This window comes from Sunxiuqinia elliptica (genome assembly GCF_900113005.1).
In the GTDB taxonomy this organism is placed as follows: domain Bacteria; phylum Bacteroidota; class Bacteroidia; order Bacteroidales; family Prolixibacteraceae; genus Sunxiuqinia; species Sunxiuqinia elliptica.
Map to the genome: position 1 here is coordinate 287,208 of NZ_FONW01000002.1, position 16,013 is coordinate 303,220.

The window sequence follows — 16,013 nt, forward strand, 5'->3', positions numbered from 1 at the left end:
CATGTCTTGTGCAAAAAAGGCCGGTGAAACACCGGCCTGATCTATCTTAGTTTAACACTTCATTGAGTATTTTGTCGAGGGCGGGGCCTTTTATGCCTTTGGCAACAATGGCTCCTTTTTCATCGAGAAGGTAGTTGAAGGGAAGGGTTTGTACATTGTAGTTTAGCACGGCTTGAGTACTACCTTCCATGTCACCAACATTAACCCATTTTAGTTTGTCTTGGTCAATGGCATCCAACCATTCATAGCGGTTTTCATCTACACTCACTTGGTAAATTTCAAAACCTTTGCGGCGGTATTTATTATACAGCTCAACCAAAACCGGATTCATAATTCGGGATCCGCGGTCTTGTGCTGACCAAAATTGAAGCAGAACATATTTTCCGCGAAGAGACGATAGCGCAATTTCTTTTCCATCAGGATCGGGGAGTACGATCTCCGGGCTATTTTGCCCTTGTTCCTGGATGAACTGTTGAACTTTTGCATTTCGTTCTTCCTGAATCAGTTTCATGGTGTTGGCATACAACGCTTTTACATGTTCTGACTCTGGGTAAAATGAGTTAAGTGCTGAGGCGGCTGTTTTTAACGATTGCAAATCCTGAATAACAAAGTTGTCGTTGTCAAATTTTTGGTAGAGCGCCAGCACAGAGGCCATTGAAAAAGGATGTTTTGTAACAAACTCTTTCGAATACTCCATTTGGGTTTCAACGATCTCATTGTATTCTTGATCCCATTTCTTTTTTAAACTTTGGTAATTGGGGTCGGTACGAAACAGCACATGCAATGAACGGATTGAATCCATCTGGTGTTTGGTCCGGCTTAAATGTTGGTTTAATTCCTGAACCAAGGCAGAGCCTTCAGAGCCTTCAACCAAATAATCTCGTGAAAAATTGACTGCATCACCTGCTACTTTAACTTGTTCAGCAGAGTCAACCAATAATGTAATGAAGTTTTTCTCGCTCAATTTCAGCAAGAAAAAGGTAGGCTGACTAACTTGCCCGTCAAAGGAAAACTCTCCTTTTTTGTTAATTTTTACTGAATCAATATTTTCGGAGGATGCCAACTTCAACTCATCCAGGTAAACATATTTGCCTTCTGCGTTGCTAATACGTCCTGAAATTTTGTAATGTGTTGATTCATCACATGCTACTGCAAGGGTAGCAATTGAAATTACGAATAGAATTAACCTTTTCACGATTCTGATTTTTATTGTCATTTTTTAAACGGAGGGTAAAAATAATAAATTACCAATCAAATAACCGGTCGATATAAAATCTTTTAGAAGATGTCAGCGTTTTCATGTTTATAACCGGTTTAAAAACTAAAATTATACTATTTTTGCCAGTTGAAAATTAGGTTTGAATGAAAGTTTATCGTGACGTCAGCCAATTTAATGTTGCTAAACCCATCCTCACTGTGGGCTCGTTCGACGGGGTGCACTTGGGGCACCGGAAAGTCATTGACCGACTGAATGAAATTGCTGCAAGTAAAAATGGGGAGTCGGTTATTTTTACTTTTGCTCCACATCCTCGGGTCGTACTAAGTCCACAACAAAATGATCTACGGTTATTAACAACACTGGATGAAAAGATTGAGTTGTTGGAGCAAGCTGGGGTTGATCATCTTATTGTTTTCTCTTTTACCAAAGATTTTTCAGAGTTAAGTTATACCGATTTTGTACGTTCGATCCTCGTAACCCAGCTGGGAATTGACAGTTTGGTGGTCGGATATGATCACAAATTTGGGAAGAACCGCAAAGGCGATTTTGAAATGTTGAAGGGGTTGGCCATGGCATTCGGGTTTGAGTTGGAAAAGCTGGATGTGTTGCTTTCAGACGATGTCAACGTGAGTTCTACCAAAATTCGACATGCCTTGCAGGAAGGTGATATTGCCAGAGCGAATAAATACCTAGGGTACCCGTTTCGCTTAAACGGAACTGTGGTTGAAGGTCAAAAGCTGGGACGGAAAATTCAATTCCCAACAGCCAATATCGAAACTTCAGATCCCCATAAAATTATTCCGGGGTATGGTGTTTATGCTGTGAACGTGCTGGTTGAAGGGAAAACGTATCAAGGAATGCTGAACATAGGCACACGACCTACGATAAATAACAACGCAGACCATCGAAGCATTGAAGTTCATATTTTCGATTTTGACCAGGATATCTACCAAAAACAGTTGGAGTTGAAATTTCTGGCTAAGGTTAGGGAAGAACAAAAGTTTGGCTCGATTGATGGCTTGCGCTCCCAGTTGGAGCAGGATAAGCTGGATGTGCGTCACCTTTTGAAAAATTTGTGAGAGAATTAATCCGTCTGTTACGACTACGAATATAAATCTGAACTTATTCATTCTATTGGAGTTATTCGAATAGAATAACTATTTTTGCACTTCTAAAAATACTGAAGACAATTATGACAACATTGACCGAAAAGAAAGCCGATTATAAAGTTGCCGATATTAATTTGGCCGATTACGGACGAAAAGAAATTGAGATTGCAGAAAAGGAAATGCCAGGTTTGATGGCTATCCGGGAAAAATATGCGAGTGAACAACCGCTGAAAGGGGCACGCATTATGGGGTCATTGCATATGACCATTCAAACTGCGGTGTTAATTGAAACTCTGGTTGAGCTTGGAGCCGATGTACGTTGGGCCAGCTGTAATATTTTCAGTACGCAAGATCATGCTGCCGCTGCGATCGCTGTCACAGGTGTTCCTGTTTTTGCTTGGAAGGGCGAAACACTGGAAGAATACTGGTGGTGTACCGAGCGTGCCTTGGACTTTGGTAATGGACAAGGGCCTAATTTGATTGTTGATGATGGGGGCGATGCAACTATTATGATTCATCATGGTTATGCTGCGGAGAAAAATCCTGCTTTGTTGGATGTTGAATTGGAAGCCGAGGATGAAATTGAGTTGTTCAAAGCCTTGAAACGTATTTTGGCTGAAGATCCAGAACGTTGGCAGCGCACTGCTCCAGAAATCAAAGGGGTATCGGAAGAAACGACAACTGGCGTGCATCGTTTGTACCAAATGATGGAAAAAGGAACGCTGCTATTTCCTGCCTTCAATGTAAACGATTCAGTTACCAAATCGAAATTCGACAACTTGTATGGCTGTCGCGAATCACTGGCCGATGGGATTAAGCGTGCTACTGATGTGATGATTGCTGGAAAAGTGGTCGTTGTTGCCGGTTATGGCGATGTGGGTAAAGGTTGCGCTAAATCGATGCGTGGATACGGAGCTCGTGTAATTGTTACTGAAATTGATCCGATTTGCGCTTTACAGGCTGCGATGGAAGGTTTTGAAGTAAAAACCATGGAAGATGCCCTGGAAGAAGGAAATATTTTTGTGACCACCACCGGCAATAAAGATATTATCACTGCTCAGCACATGGCAGGCATGAAAGATCAGGCGATCGTATGTAATATTGGGCACTTTGACAATGAAATTCAAGTAGCTAAATTGGAAAAATGGCCTGGGATTGTTAAAACAAACATCAAACCACAAGTTGATAAATATACCTACGAGGATGGCCATTCAATTTTCTTGTTAGCCGAAGGACGTTTGGTGAACTTGGGATGTGCAACCGGTCACCCTTCTTTTGTAATGAGTAATTCATTTACCAATCAGACTTTGGCTCAGATTGAACTTTGGAAAAACGACTATCAAACCGATGTTTACCGTTTGCCAAAGCATTTGGATGAAGAGGTTGCCCGTCTGCACTTGGAGCAGTTAGGTGTTAAGCTTACCAAACTAAGTAAAGATCAGGCTGATTATATTGGGGTCCGGCAAGAAGGACCCTACAAACCAGAACACTACCGTTATTAATTAGATAGAAAGAAGCAGCTTTAGGGCTGCTTTTTTTGTATCTTCGGGCTATGCCCGATAAGAAGATACACGAAAATCAAGTCTTTCAACTGTTCCAGCATTTGTTGGATGATTTCCCCAAAGGCAAGGTGGTTCAAACCGAATCGCCCGACTTCTTGATCCGTTTGAACCGGAGAAAGGTGATTGGCGTTGAGCTAACGGAGTTGCACGGGCAAACGTTTTACGACAACCAAGGGCATTTCGAGAAACCAGAGCTACTGTTTTATCATCTGGAAGAAACCATTCAGGCTAAAGAGGAAAAAATGTACTTGTATCAGAAAGTAAAACCCGTAGAGCTATGGCTATTGATTCATCTCCGCTCCTTCCAAAATCAACTGAACTTTCACTACCGCAACAAGTTGGATAATTGTTTTTTTAATTCTTCGTTTGATCGGATTTACTTATTGGAGGAAAAGAAACGACAGCTACATGAAATCAGTTGACGACGTATTAATTTGTAATGTAAAGTCGGCTTCCAGATACATTTACCCGATACTGTTTAAGAGGTTCGGGCGATGGTCCGCTAATAACATAACCTCCATCCAGTAAATTATATTGTGTTTTACAACAGGGACAGGTACCAATAACGCCGTCTGCTTCGATTCGGCAGTTGAGATCAATTTCGTAAGGACAGGTAATATCGTACGCATAGAACGATACCCCGTTGTTAATGATGGCAATACCTCCATAGCCTCCATTGAAAAAAACTGGAAATCCCACGGTGTTGAGTCCATTATGATTGACGGTATTAATCGAAAAGTTCACGTTAACATAAGGAATTGAAGAATTAAAGTCGTCCTTACAGGCTGTACTAAAAGCCAACATAAATACGAGAAAAAGACTTAGGCGAGAGAGTAAATGTTTTATACCATTCATTTTTTATATCTTTATAAACCTAAAACACGAAAAAAGGACGACTTAGTATATCGTTTGTAAGGCAAATTTAATAGAAAATGGAAGATTATATATTCATACTCATCGCAATTGTGCTTTCAATTATTGGTGCAGTCAATAAGAATAAAAAGAAGCAGGCTGCTCAGAACAATCCCGATTTTGTGGAGCCAGAGCGTGAACCCTCCATTTTTGATCAGATTTTTGAGGACCCTGTTTTTAGTGAAGAGCCCGTGAGAAAAGCTCCGAAAGTAGCTCCGGAACCTGAGGTTGTCGTTAAAAAGAGAGTAAGTCGAGAACCTTTGAAGCCGACTGTGATGACAAGAACTGAGATTGGCGATGCGATTAAAACGTCAATCGGAACCGACTTGAAAGATGAGGAAAAAGAGCAACAAGAAGTGGAAACAACTCGCGAATCAATTTTAAGTGATTTTTCGTTACGTAAGGCTGTTATTTACTCTGAAATTCTCGAGCGGAAGTACTAGAACGGTTTTATAATTAGGTTTTTATAGGCTTTTGAGGACATAGCGCTCGCAAATACGAAATATTTTATATAGCTTTGTAAAACTAAAGAGTTCCGCTCGAGCGGAATTCTTTTTTCTTTTATGTAGTCACAACAAAAAAGTGAAAAAATAATGGGAAAAGTGACCTATATAACCCAAGAAGGGTTAGATAAACTAAAAAAAGAACTAGAACACCTGATGAATGTGGAACGTCCGTCAATTTCGAAGCAAATTGGTGAGGCGATAGAAAAAGGTGATATTTCGGAGAATGCCGAATATGACGCTGCAAAAGATGCACAAGGAATGCTCGAAGCTAAAATTGCTGTTCTTCGTGGTAAGATTGCTAATGCACGCATTATTGACGAGTCGAAGATTGATACCTCTTCAGTACAAATTCTGAACAAGGTAACAATCAAAAACAAAAAGAATAATGCAACCATGCAATATACCATCGTATCAGAGCATGAAGCTGATCTGAAATCTGGAAAGATTTCAATTGAAACACCAATTGCCAAAGGCTTACTAGGTAAGAAGGTGGGGGATGTCGTTGATATCCAGGTTCCATCTGGTATCATCGCTTTTGAAATTATTGACATTGCATTGTAAATTGTGAGTTATGGCCAGTTTGTTTTCTAAAATCATAGCCGGAGAAATACCAGCCTACAAGGTTGCCGAAGATGACCGATTTTTTGCTTTTCTGGATATCTTTCCAACAGCAAAAGGACATACTTTAGTTATTCCTAAAAAGGAGGTTGATTATCTGTTTGACTTGGATGAGGAAACCTATCTGGGATTACACCAGTTTGCAAAAAAAGTAGCGGAAGGCCTAAAAAAAGCAGTCCCCTGCCAAAAGGTTGGGGTAATGGTTTTAGGCTTGGAGGTGCCACATGCCCACATTCATTTGGTGCCGATGCAATCGGAGCATGATTTATTGAACTTCTCGGAGAAAGTCAAAATGACACCGGAACAGTTTGAAGAAGTTCGTGCTGCTATTGCAAACGCGATCGAATAAATCAGGAATCAACAATAAAAGCAAGCCATTCCTGTTTCGGGAATGGCTTTTTTATTGTTGCTGTTTTATGAGGATTTACCAAATTATCCCTCAATTCTTATCGGTTGACGATTGTTTAAAGTCTCAGTTGGGTTACAGGTTAAGCTTGTGATTTGCTGGGCTTGTTGGCTGCTGATGTTTTTAGTGTGAGTAAAACTCGGGAGCTTTCATTTTTCTTCTACCTTTACCAAAAACACAAACCATGCAAACTAAACCCCTATCCGATTACCTGATTGAAAAGGCTTCGGGAGAGAAGGTCTATTTTGAAAGTGATAAACTGGTTAACTCACTGATCCGTTCAGGTGCAGGTGAGGAACTAGCCAACCGGATATTGCAAGCCATTAGTTTGGAGTTGCACGATGGCATGCTTACGCGCGATATTTATCGAAAAGCTTACCAAATTCTTCAGAAACAAGAGCGTAAAACAGCGGTTAACTACCGGCTGAAACAAGCGGTGTTGCAGTTGGGGCCTTCGGGCTATCCGTTTGAGTATTTTGTTGGCGAGTTGTTTAAGGCCCGTGGATTTAAAGTGGACGTTGGAAAGCTTGTTAATGGCTATAGCGTTCGTCATGAAATTGATGTGGTTGCAACCAACGGACACAAGCAAATTTTTGTGGAGTGCAAGTTTCATAACTATCAGGGAACAAAAACCAATGTCATTGTGCCCATGTACATTCGCTCGCGTTTCGATGATCTTAACCGAGGACGAAACGCGGTGAAACAGCCGGAACCTATGCCGATGCAAGGTTGGATTGTTACGAATACCCGTTTTACGGAAGATGCCATCAAGTTTGGGCGCGATTATGGGTTGACGCTACTGGGGTGGGACTATCCCCAAAAAGGCAACCTGAAAGAATGGATCGAGCTGGAACGACTTCATCCGATAACCAGCTTATCATCGATTACGCGCAAAGAAAAGGAAGCCTTGTTAGACAAAGGCGTTGTGATGTGTCATGATTTGTATCAACGCATGATGAATGGTGAGCATTTGCCTTTATCGCCTCGCAATTTTAGAGCCAGTAAGCGCGAATTAAAAGCTTTTATTGAATAATTATTTGACCCGGCCTGGATTCTTTTTGATAAAGTCTTCCCAGCCTTTGTAGCTTTTTCCTTTGAGCGGACTTTTCTGTTGCAAATAATGGCAAACGGCTACGGCCAAAGCATCAGTAGCATCAAGCTCCTTGGGAAGTTGATCATCTTTAAACATGTTTTGTAAGAAAAAGGCAACCTGCTCCTTGGAGGCGCGCCCCATTCCTGTAATGGCTTGCTTTACCCGAAGTGGTGCGTATTCAAAAACGGGAATGTCTTTTTCAAGGGCAATTCCCATGACAATTCCTTGTGCTCGTCCCAGCTTCAACATGGCCTGAATGTCTTTCCCATAGAAGGGCGATTCAATGGCTAATTCATCGGGTAAATATTCATTCATCAAATGCTGTGTTCGAATAAATATCTGCTTTAATTTCAGGTAGTGATCTTTGAATTTGCCGGCTTTGACGACCCCTGTTTGTAAAATCTTGGGTTGATTGTTTTCCAGTTCAATTAGTGCATACCCCATAACGACCGTTCCCGGGTCGATTCCTAAAATTCGTTTTGATGTAACTCCCATTAATGTGCTCCGGTTATTTTTTGTAAACCACGTTTTAGTGGAATTCCAACTGGATGAATCTGAGTTGACTTCATGCTTGTTGCAATCACAGATCCATCAATTACTGATAAAGCTTGACTGAGGCAGGCCTCCTGTGGATTTCCCCATGCCTTAAAAATATCGTCTACAACCTCATAATCAACAGGAATACCATTAAAATAGTCACCTTCATCATTGGCATTAAGTATTTTAAAGGTTACTGGGGCTAAAGCCAAGTTGTATTTTTTTGCCTGGAGAATAGACATGCCAACTGGTTTTCCATGGGTTGTTTGTCCAAGCGTTACGATTTCCTTATACGGGAACATGCTGTTGATCATCATTTCGCTGGCAGAGGCTGTCTCTTTTGTTGTGATAAAAAATAACCGGTCAAGATTTAATCTTAGTGGATTTTCTTTGTTTGTACCGAAGGCTATATTATCGCCACTTTTTTTACTGTTATAAATCATCTTGCCCATAACTTGTCCAACCACCTCATCTCCTCCAATTAGTTCACCGAGAGTCATTGCGATATCCATGCGTCCGCCTCCGTTGTAGCGGAGATCAATAACCAGTTCTTCAACTCCTTCTGATTGAAAAAGCTCAAAAGCTTCGTCTAGCTCATCTGTGTTATCTCCAATAAAACTTTCGTAAACCAAGTAGCCAACTTTTGTTCCGTTGTGGTCAATAACACTTCGATGAAGAACCGTGTTGATTTTATAGTCTGCTCGTGTTACCGCATGTTCAACTGTATCGTTTGCCGTGGTCACAAAGGTAAAAACAACTTCATTATCTGTGTCAAAAGCCACATTTAAATTAGGGATGTTTTTTACCGGGACGCCATCAATTTTCAAGATTTCCCAACCTCGGTGAACACCAACCAAACCCATCGGGGCTTGTTTGTAGGCAAAGCGAACCATTAATTTTTTGTCCAATGTTTGAGCCATTGATACGCCAAATCCTTTGGTTTCGGCATCTTGAAATAAGGCTATATATGCATCCAGAGGCGCAATAAAACTCCACCGATCCAGTTCGTCATAACGTAGCGCTTCAAGCAATTCTTGGTCGGAACTATAACTATTGGGATTAACTTCAGGAAGTTTGTCCAGCCAAAAGTACCATTCTTTAAAAGCATCATAAATGGCTGTTTTGCTATTTTGAACGACCACCGGATCTGGTACTGGATCTTCCTCTTTGGAGCAAGAAATCCCTAGAAATAATAAAAGGCTCCACAAAATGAGGAGTAGTCTGTTATTGGGCATGATTGTTTGCATCGTTCACCATGTTTGAAGTTTGAATTAGTGACCGGGCGTCGGAAACTCCACGGCTTGTTTTTGTTTGGTTCTATTCTTGGTGAATGATTTCAGTTGCTGGACAAAAATTCCTAGAATAATGAAAGTCAATCCCAAAAATGTTGTAAAATGAATTTTTTCATTCAGAATAAAGTAAATGAAAATCAACGACAAAAACGGTGTTAGGAAAATAAAATTGCCTGTTACGGCATTGTTTTCGCTATACTGTAACGCTTTCATCCAAACCAGGAAGGTAATTCCCATTTCAAATAAGCCAATGTAAGCAGGGATTAAGAGTTGCTTGTCAATGGCAATATCGAAACTAACATTTGGGTTGATCAATCCGTAGATTACCAGGTAAAGTAAGCCAAAGCTAAAGTTCCAAAAAAAAGCAACCAATTTATCGCGCTTGTCGCGTAGGCTAAGCACCCAAAACAAGGACCAAACCACGCTGCTGGCTAGTGCAAGGAGTGCTCCGGGGATATTGGTTTGCTGAAAACCTTCAAGGCTTCCTTGTGAGGCAATAAAAACGACGCCCGTAAAACTCAGCAAGATTCCCCAAAGGTTAAGCCAACTTAGGCGCTGCCCCAAAAACAAAGCTGATAAAAATGCTAAGGTAATGGGCCACATCATATTGAGTGATTGCGTGACTTGAGCCGGATTTAAATCATAAGCTCCAAATAAAATGAGGTAGTATAAAGCGGGGTTGAATAGTCCAAGTGCCGAAGAAAGTAATAAGTCGCGCTTGCTGGGGCGAAGAGCTAATCGCCATTTCCTTTGTGCAAATAGTAGAATGGTAAAAACAAGCAATGAGACGGTTGATGCAACGAGTATCAGTTGAAATGGGCTATAATTTTTTAAAGCCAGTTTAAAAGCTGAGGCAACTGTTGACCAGATGGCAACAGCCAATAGCGCCCATAGAATTGCTCGGTTTTGATTTTTCATGGAGATCGTTCGTTTGCTTCGAAATTAGTTGACTTCCTGACCCTCTAAAAAGAGTGTTTCCTGGTCAGGCTTTTCTTCAGCCCTCAAATGTCGGTATTTTTCGCGTGCTTCTTCTACATAAATGCTCCCGGGATGCTGGCTCAGCATTTGTTTGTATAAGTCAGCGGCTTTTTCGGGTTGGTTGAGCTGCTGCTCGTAGAGTTGGGCCAGTATGAACAGAGCATCGTCACCTAATAAGTCATGAGAAAAATCAGCAGTTATTTTTTCTAAATAGCTAACAGCTTGCTCATAATTCGCTTGCCTTATACCCATTTTGGCCTTGCGGAAATAAACATCATCCAAGAGGCTGTTATAGCTGAAATTGGTTTCGATGGAATCGAGCATGGCCCAAGCCAGGGAGTCTTGGTTTCTGAACGCATACAAATCTGCTTTGGCAAAAAGTTGCATGGCGGCAGTGGTCGTGTCAAGTGCTGTATTACTGCTAATAAAAATGGAAAGCTCAAGCGCATCGTTGGCAATTAATTTCGAAGTACTGGCTTTGAGCACATCCAGTTGGGCTTGTGCCCAACTCAGGTTGCCCATAAAATAGCTAAGCCTTGCTTTTTTAAACTTTACCTCATCGCCCAGTTGGTTGTTTTTATTGGCATCAATAATCTGCGAATAGATAAGAATAGCTTCCCATAAATCATTTTTTAAGACCTGAATGTCTCCCAGTTCATTTTTTAGCTGATCACGTTGTAGCCTGGAAATTCCACCGCGGTTCATGTGTTCGGTTAATACCTCAATTGCTTGGTCAGGCTGATGCTTGTAAAATGCCAAAAAATGAGCGTAGTCAGTAATCAGCGGAGTGGTTTCGGGGGTAAAGCCAACAACCTGAAAGGTTTGATCAAACTGTTGCTGTAAGTGCTCTGGTTGTCGAAACTCCGGTGCTTGAGCTAAAAACTGTTGGTACAAAACCTGCATTTTTCCTTGATGAGCAAGCTGGAAAAACTCACTTTGTTTTCCCTTGGCAATTAGATAGTCGTAGGCTTTTAAGGCTTCAGTTAATCCTTCATTCCCAGCAGCAATAGTAGCGAGGTTGACAATTTGAGCTTCACCTGTTCCGGTTCGTTTATCGAGGGCAATGGCCTGCCTCAATGCTTGAGAAAAGCGCTTTTCCTGAACAAAGAGCCAAATAAGAAGCCGATTGTAGGCAATGACTTCCGGGTGTTTTTGTATTTGGCGCAGCAGGCTTGTTCTAAACTCATCGCGTAGCGAATCATCGACATCCATTCGAAAAGCGGTGAGCATACTGCTTTGGACTCGCCCTAAACTCTTTTCATCTTCTTTTAGCAGTTGTAAATACTCTTGAAACATCAACTCGTAGTTGCGCTGATAAAGGTAAACGCGTGCTAGCTCGTAATGGAAAGGCTCATTGGTCAGTTTATGGCGGCCTTGCAAATAAACTTGTTCTGCCAATTCATATTCACGTCGGCTTAAAAAAGAGCTGGCGAGTTGCGAATAATCTCGTTTGGCAGCAGGAACGGCATCTAGTGCTTTTTGGAATTTTTCATTAGCTTGTTCTGGCAGGTTTTGTTGTTTGAGAAGATAGCCCCACTGGACGTAGAGTTGAGGATCTTGACCACGTTTTCGCAGTTGTTTTTTGATCGCATCTGTTGCTTCTTCAAAATGATCCATTTCCACCAGACAATTTAGGTACAAGTTGAAATAATGCTGACTGCCGGATATTTCATAAATCTCTTTATACATAGCCGCTGCTTTGTCAAAATCCTGATTCCGGTAGTATTGATTGGCGAGCTGCAATGTCTGGGTATCCAGCTTCAGTTGCTGTCCGCTACTGTTATTGGGCAGCAGCATGATCAGCAGTATGCAAAAAAGCAAGGATTGTATGTTGATCAGTAATTTCATTCGTTTATCATTGTTTATTTTTTGAGGTGATTCATATCTGCCTGGCTTATGCGGTCAGACAGGGAACTCGCTTAATCATACCCCAATGTTAAAAAAGAATCTTTTATAATGCTCGTTTCATCGTTATCCTCCTCAAAACGAGAACAGGTGTCTCGCTGCTCTTTTCTAGTTTATTTGTATCATTTTCAAAAAAGAACGATGCAAGGCATACAAAAATAACATCCCTTGCTGACAATAACGAAATGTTTAAAGATAATACCCTAATGTGAATCAACAGTTAGAAAGAAGATGCTGGGATTGTGATTAATTCATTTTTCGATCTTTCAGAAATAACTAATTTTGAGCCAAAATTGCCAAAAATCATGAGTCAAGCGAATCAGGATCGGACCCGGTTGCCGCGGTGGATGAAGATGAAGTTGCCCAAAGGGGAGAGTTATTCAAAAGTGAAAAATCTGGTCCACAAGCATGAGCTGCACACCATTTGTACCAGTGGAAATTGCCCTAACATTGGAGAGTGTTGGAACCGTGGAACTGCCACATTCATGATTCTGGGAGAGATTTGTACTCGAAATTGTAAATTCTGTGGGGTTAAAACAGGCAAACCCTTGCCTGTTGATCCGAATGAGCCTAAACGGGTGGCAAATTCGGTCCAGTTGATGCAACTAAAACATGCGGTAATCACCTCGGTGGATCGGGATGATTTGCCGGACTTGGGGGCTGGTTTTTGGGCTGAAACAATTCGGGAGGTAAAACGTCTAAATCCTGAAACAAAGTTGGAAGTTCTCATTCCTGATTTTCAGGGGCGCAAAGAACTTGTTGAGTTGGTGGCAGCAGCCAACCCTGAAGTTATTTCACACAATATGGAAACCGTTGAACGCTTAACTCCAGCTATTCGGAGTGCGGCTAAGTACCGCAGAAGCTTGGAGGTTTTGTCGTACATTGCAGGTGCTGGAGCGGTGGCCAAATCAGGGATTATGCTTGGTTTGGGCGAAACTGAGGAGGAGGTGTTGCAAACGATGGATGACTTGTTGGAAACGGGCTGCAAGGTGATGACCATTGGGCAATACCTGGCGCCAACATGTTCGCATATCCCAGTTGTAGCGTATGTACATCCCGATCAGTTTGAGCGTTACCGAACAATTGGGCTTGAAAAGGGTTTCTCTTTTGTCGAAAGCAGCCCGTTGGTGCGGTCTAGTTATCGTGCAGAACAGCACGTTGAGGCTTAAGAAATGGGGAGCGATAGAATAAGGGTGATAAAATAAGGAATTATGGCAACATTTAACTACGAAGATCTTGGTTTAAAAGATTATAAAGAATGCTGGGATTACCAGGAAACAATTCTGGAACAAGTGCAGGCCGATAAAAAAGCACAGGCAGGTCCGAGTGCAGAAAACCGTTTCCTGTTGGTTGAACATCCTCATGTGTACACACTTGGGAAGAGTGGTGACGAACACAACTTGCTGATTCATGAGGATTTCATGAAGAAGATTGAAGCGACCTATTATAAAATTAACCGCGGCGGCGATATTACCTATCATGGGCCGGGGCAATTGGTGGGCTATCCGATTATTGACCTAGAGTACTACAAGATTGGTGTTCGGGAGTACATCGAAAAAATGGAGGATGCGATTATCGCAACAGTTGCCCACTACGGAATTACCGCCAGCCGGAAGGAAGGAGCTACTGGCGTTTGGCTGGATGCTGAAATTCCTGCCAAGTCCCGAAAAATTTGTGCGATTGGCGTTCGCGTGAGCCGTTATGTTACGATGCACGGTTTTGCCCTCAATGTAAATACCGATATGCGCTATTTTAGTTATATCAACCCTTGTGGATTTATCACTTACGGAGTGACCTCTCTGGAAAAGGAGCTGGGACGTAAAATGGATATGGATGAGGTGAAAGCGGTTGTCAAAGAAAAGTTTAATGCAATCTATTAGTGAGAGGGGAACAATGAATATTTTTGAAGAAAAGCAAGTTGCCCAGGAATATGACGTTTATTATGAGGGCGATTTGGGTAAGCAGATTGATGAATTTGAAAAACAAGCGATTGAGAGTTTGGTAAAATCTGTCGTGCCAGGAAAGATGTTGGAAATAGGTTGCGGCACTGGTCATTGGACGCGTTTCTTTACTGAAAAAGGGTTTCAGGTAACTGCTACCGATGTATCGGAGCCCATGCTGGAACAAGCCCGGAAAAAGGATTTGCCGGTAGATGAGCTGATGTATGCCAGTGTATTTGATTTGCCTTTTGAGTCCAATTCTTTTGAGCAGGTGGCGGTGATTACTGCCTTGGAGTTTTGTGGCGATATCCCACGAGCTTTGGAGGAGATGAAGCGAGTTCTGAAGCCGGGCGGTTGGCTGATTGCCGGGTGTTTGAATGCGGACTCTGTTCCGGGACAAAACCGAACCAATGATCCGGTGTTTAAGCATGGCGATTTCATGACCAAAGAGTTATTAACAACTCGTTTGACAAGTTTTGGAAAACCACAGGTTCAGGAGTGTGTTTTCCTATCTCCTGATTTTTCGTTGCTGGACAATACCCCTGAGCAAAGCACTGTTGGCGGCGTATTTTTAGCTGCTGCCGTTCAAAAAGAAAACTAGCATGCACATCACCGCTGAAATAAGTTATTATCCCTTGGTTGATGGCTACGATCAACCGGTTTTTGAGCTATTGGAGCTTCTTGAAGAACATCCCCAACTTCGGGTTGAACCCGGAACGATGAGTACCTTGATTGCCGGAGAATATGATGCTGTTATGCTGTTGCTCTCGCAGAGTATGAAAACACTGATGGCGAACTATCCTTCCGTGTTCAACTTGAAAATAGCCAACGCCTGCGAAGTAAAATAGTTGCTACTCGCCTTGCCTGTTTTTTTCGGCTTGTTTGGGCGAAATTGGTTTCCACTGTTTTTCACAATCAAAACATTGGTAGCCCGATTTGAAAATTGGGAAAAAGACGCCTAGGATAAAGTAGAGTACGACAACCAACAGGTTGGGATCCTTCCTTTTGGCGATGTTGGTTGATTGGCAAAAGGGGCAATGCTTGTTGTCGGTGGTGACTACCTGTGGAACTGGTGGTGCTTGTTCTGCTGCAGAATTGGACTGAATGTAGCCGCCTTCAACCAATAAATTACGGGCCTGCTCAAAATCTTTTTCCGGAACAAGCAGCTTGACGCCTCCCAATGCATTGGAATAAAGCCCGTAAACCTGTACCGTCATTTCGTCCTGTAGGGTGCAGTGAATTGCACTGTTTTCAAGATAGATACGAGCTTGATGTGCCTCGTGTGGGTAGGTGAATGAACAGATTATTTGCCAGTTTTTCATTGTTTAATCCATTAAAACGTTAAAGTGAATAATAGGCTGACATTCCTTGTGGAAAAAGCGAACAGCTTTTTCGGTCAAAGAACTGGGATAGCTCATGAGCAGCAATTCCAGTGGCTCACCTCCCGGTTGATAAGGAGGCTGCTGGTGAAAATGAGTGTTCAATTGAAAGTGGAGACGTTGGTAGAAATTGATTCGTCGTTGTTGAAGCTCCTCTTCCGGTTTTTCAACCTCCAGAATAACAGGAATATCGCTTTCTGCTAAAAACTGATTGAGAATTTGAGCGCCAAGTCCTTTTCCCCGCTGAGCAGGAGAAGTGGCTAAATGCTCAACAAAACGAAGCTGATCGAAATTCCACCAGAAAAGAATACTGACAACTTTTGAATCAAGGATAATCACGTCACAATGGAATCTTTCGTGATTTATGACCATGGCCTGTGTTTCCAATAAACGACGCTCAGCTTCAGGGAAAGCTTGTTGATATAAACTCCATGCTGAATCGAAATAAGGATTTTGTGTTGTGGTAAGTCGGATGCGTTTCATCTTAAATAACCTCCAATATTTTTGAGTTGCAGTGGTTAGACTAGATCAGTGGGCGTGTTAAGTTGTGAAGGTGC

Annotated in this window: 19 protein-coding genes; 11 read left to right on the forward strand and 8 right to left on the reverse strand. The window is 42.0% G+C overall.

Annotation, left to right across the window (positions count from 1 at the left end; genetic code table 11):
- Positions 1–46: 46 nt before the first annotated feature.
- Positions 47–1,195: a TlpA disulfide reductase family protein gene (locus BM156_RS05895; protein ID WP_170846874.1), complete on the reverse strand. Its 1,149-nt coding sequence runs from the start codon at positions 1,193–1,195 to the stop codon at positions 47–49.
- Between the two features lie 167 nt (positions 1,196–1,362).
- Here BM156_RS05895 and BM156_RS05900 point away from each other — a divergent pair, with 167 nt between their 5' ends.
- The 3 genes from BM156_RS05900 to BM156_RS05910 all read left to right on the forward strand — a co-directional run bounded on the left by BM156_RS05900 (position 1,363) and on the right by BM156_RS05910 (position 4,312).
- Positions 1,363–2,298 (forward strand): bifunctional riboflavin kinase/FAD synthetase, encoded by a 936-nt coding sequence (locus tag BM156_RS05900; protein ID WP_093918916.1) that lies wholly within the window; start codon positions 1,363–1,365, stop codon positions 2,296–2,298.
- A gap of 113 nt (positions 2,299–2,411) precedes the next feature.
- Positions 2,412–3,830 carry an adenosylhomocysteinase gene (gene ahcY, locus BM156_RS05905; RefSeq protein WP_093918917.1) on the forward strand — a complete coding sequence of 473 codons (1,419 nt, stop codon included), beginning with the start codon at positions 2,412–2,414 and terminating at the stop codon, positions 3,828–3,830.
- 50 nt (positions 3,831–3,880) lie between these two features.
- Positions 3,881–4,312, forward strand: a complete 432-nt coding sequence (locus BM156_RS05910) for a hypothetical protein (protein ID WP_093918918.1) — start codon at positions 3,881–3,883, stop codon at positions 4,310–4,312.
- A gap of 7 nt (positions 4,313–4,319) precedes the next feature.
- Here the strand turns inward: BM156_RS05910 and BM156_RS05915 are convergent, their stop codons facing one another.
- On the reverse strand, positions 4,320–4,745 hold the full coding sequence (locus BM156_RS05915) for a Rieske (2Fe-2S) protein (RefSeq protein ID WP_093918919.1): 426 nt from the start codon (positions 4,743–4,745) through the stop codon (positions 4,320–4,322).
- 77 nt (positions 4,746–4,822) lie between these two features.
- On the opposite strand from BM156_RS05915, the gene BM156_RS05920 reads away from it, so the two are divergent.
- The 4 genes from BM156_RS05920 (at position 4,823) to BM156_RS05935 (ending at position 7,365) form a co-directional block, all read left to right on the forward strand.
- Positions 4,823–5,245 (forward strand): hypothetical protein, encoded by a 423-nt coding sequence (locus BM156_RS05920; RefSeq protein WP_093918920.1) that lies wholly within the window; start codon positions 4,823–4,825, stop codon positions 5,243–5,245.
- Between the two features lie 150 nt (positions 5,246–5,395).
- Entirely contained in the window at positions 5,396–5,869 is a 474-nt protein-coding gene (gene greA / locus BM156_RS05925) for a transcription elongation factor GreA (protein ID WP_093918921.1), read from the forward strand.
- A gap of 10 nt (positions 5,870–5,879) precedes the next feature.
- Entirely contained in the window at positions 5,880–6,275 is a 396-nt protein-coding gene (locus BM156_RS05930; protein ID WP_093918922.1) for an HIT family protein, read from the forward strand.
- Between the two features lie 241 nt (positions 6,276–6,516).
- Positions 6,517–7,365: a restriction endonuclease gene (locus BM156_RS05935; RefSeq protein ID WP_093918923.1), complete on the forward strand. Its 849-nt coding sequence runs from the start codon at positions 6,517–6,519 to the stop codon at positions 7,363–7,365.
- On the opposite strand, the gene ruvC is transcribed toward BM156_RS05935, so the two are convergent.
- The 4 genes from ruvC to BM156_RS05955 are packed head-to-tail and all read right to left on the reverse strand — an operon-like array spanning position 7,366 to position 12,080.
- Positions 7,366–7,920 (reverse strand): crossover junction endodeoxyribonuclease RuvC, encoded by a 555-nt coding sequence (ruvC, locus tag BM156_RS05940; protein WP_093918924.1) that lies wholly within the window; start codon positions 7,918–7,920, stop codon positions 7,366–7,368.
- Positions 7,920–9,209 (reverse strand): S41 family peptidase, encoded by a 1,290-nt coding sequence (locus BM156_RS05945; protein ID WP_093918925.1) that lies wholly within the window; start codon positions 9,207–9,209, stop codon positions 7,920–7,922. The genes ruvC and BM156_RS05945 overlap by 1 nt, the downstream gene beginning before the upstream one ends.
- Positions 9,210–9,233: 24 nt before the next feature.
- Entirely contained in the window at positions 9,234–10,172 is a 939-nt protein-coding gene (locus BM156_RS05950; protein ID WP_093918926.1) for a DMT family transporter, read from the reverse strand.
- Positions 10,173–10,196: 24 nt separating this feature from the next.
- Positions 10,197–12,080 carry a tetratricopeptide repeat protein gene (locus BM156_RS05955; RefSeq protein WP_093918927.1) on the reverse strand — a complete coding sequence of 628 codons (1,884 nt, stop codon included), beginning with the start codon at positions 12,078–12,080 and terminating at the stop codon, positions 10,197–10,199.
- Positions 12,081–12,442: 362 nt separating this feature from the next.
- Between BM156_RS05955 and lipA the strand changes: the two genes are divergently transcribed.
- The 4 genes from lipA to BM156_RS05975 are packed head-to-tail and all read left to right on the forward strand — an operon-like array spanning position 12,443 to position 14,925.
- Entirely contained in the window at positions 12,443–13,306 is an 864-nt protein-coding gene (gene lipA / locus BM156_RS05960; protein ID WP_093918928.1) for a lipoyl synthase, read from the forward strand.
- Positions 13,307–13,348: 42 nt separating this feature from the next.
- Complete coding sequence (gene lipB, locus BM156_RS05965; RefSeq protein WP_093918929.1) at positions 13,349–14,017, forward strand: lipoyl(octanoyl) transferase LipB; 669 nt, start codon at positions 13,349–13,351, stop codon at positions 14,015–14,017.
- Positions 14,004–14,678, forward strand: a complete 675-nt coding sequence (locus tag BM156_RS05970; RefSeq protein WP_093918930.1) for a class I SAM-dependent methyltransferase — start codon at positions 14,004–14,006, stop codon at positions 14,676–14,678. Before lipB ends, BM156_RS05970 begins: the two co-directional genes overlap by 14 nt.
- 1 nt (position 14,679) lies before the next feature.
- The gene (locus tag BM156_RS05975) at positions 14,680–14,925 is read left to right on the forward strand and encodes a hypothetical protein (RefSeq protein WP_093918931.1); all 246 of its coding nucleotides are present in this window, start codon (positions 14,680–14,682) and stop codon (positions 14,923–14,925) included.
- 3 nt (positions 14,926–14,928) lie between these two features.
- On the opposite strand, the gene BM156_RS05980 is transcribed toward BM156_RS05975, so the two are convergent.
- Positions 14,929–15,399, reverse strand: a complete 471-nt coding sequence (locus tag BM156_RS05980) for a putative signal transducing protein (RefSeq protein ID WP_093918932.1) — start codon at positions 15,397–15,399, stop codon at positions 14,929–14,931.
- A 3-nt stretch (positions 15,400–15,402) separates the two neighbouring features.
- Positions 15,403–15,939, reverse strand: coding sequence for a GNAT family N-acetyltransferase (locus BM156_RS05985; protein WP_093918933.1), 537 nt, complete (start codon positions 15,937–15,939; stop codon positions 15,403–15,405).
- Positions 15,940–16,013 lie beyond the last annotated feature (74 nt).

Coding starts and splice junctions, on each gene's coding strand:
- BM156_RS05900 (WP_093918916.1), top strand. CDS start 1,363: ATGAAAGTTTATCGTGACGTCAGCCAATTTAATGTTGCTAAACCCATC.
- ahcY (WP_093918917.1), top strand. CDS start 2,412: ATGACAACATTGACCGAAAAGAAAGCCGATTATAAAGTTGCCGATATT.
- BM156_RS05910 (WP_093918918.1), top strand. CDS start 3,881: ATGCCCGATAAGAAGATACACGAAAATCAAGTCTTTCAACTGTTCCAG.
- BM156_RS05915 (WP_093918919.1), bottom strand. CDS start 4,745: ATGAATGGTATAAAACATTTACTCTCTCGCCTAAGTCTTTTTCTCGTA.
- BM156_RS05920 (WP_093918920.1), top strand. CDS start 4,823: ATGGAAGATTATATATTCATACTCATCGCAATTGTGCTTTCAATTATT.
- greA (WP_093918921.1), top strand. CDS start 5,396: ATGGGAAAAGTGACCTATATAACCCAAGAAGGGTTAGATAAACTAAAA.
- BM156_RS05930 (WP_093918922.1), top strand. CDS start 5,880: ATGGCCAGTTTGTTTTCTAAAATCATAGCCGGAGAAATACCAGCCTAC.
- BM156_RS05935 (WP_093918923.1), top strand. CDS start 6,517: ATGCAAACTAAACCCCTATCCGATTACCTGATTGAAAAGGCTTCGGGA.
- ruvC (WP_093918924.1), bottom strand. CDS start 7,920: ATGGGAGTTACATCAAAACGAATTTTAGGAATCGACCCGGGAACGGTC.
- BM156_RS05945 (WP_093918925.1), bottom strand. CDS start 9,209: ATGCAAACAATCATGCCCAATAACAGACTACTCCTCATTTTGTGGAGC.
- BM156_RS05950 (WP_093918926.1), bottom strand. CDS start 10,172: ATGAAAAATCAAAACCGAGCAATTCTATGGGCGCTATTGGCTGTTGCC.
- BM156_RS05955 (WP_093918927.1), bottom strand. CDS start 12,080: ATGAAATTACTGATCAACATACAATCCTTGCTTTTTTGCATACTGCTG.
- lipA (WP_093918928.1), top strand. CDS start 12,443: ATGAGTCAAGCGAATCAGGATCGGACCCGGTTGCCGCGGTGGATGAAG.
- lipB (WP_093918929.1), top strand. CDS start 13,349: ATGGCAACATTTAACTACGAAGATCTTGGTTTAAAAGATTATAAAGAA.
- BM156_RS05970 (WP_093918930.1), top strand. CDS start 14,004: ATGCAATCTATTAGTGAGAGGGGAACAATGAATATTTTTGAAGAAAAG.
- BM156_RS05975 (WP_093918931.1), top strand. CDS start 14,680: ATGCACATCACCGCTGAAATAAGTTATTATCCCTTGGTTGATGGCTAC.
- BM156_RS05980 (WP_093918932.1), bottom strand. CDS start 15,399: ATGAAAAACTGGCAAATAATCTGTTCATTCACCTACCCACACGAGGCA.
- BM156_RS05985 (WP_093918933.1), bottom strand. CDS start 15,939: ATGAAACGCATCCGACTTACCACAACACAAAATCCTTATTTCGATTCA.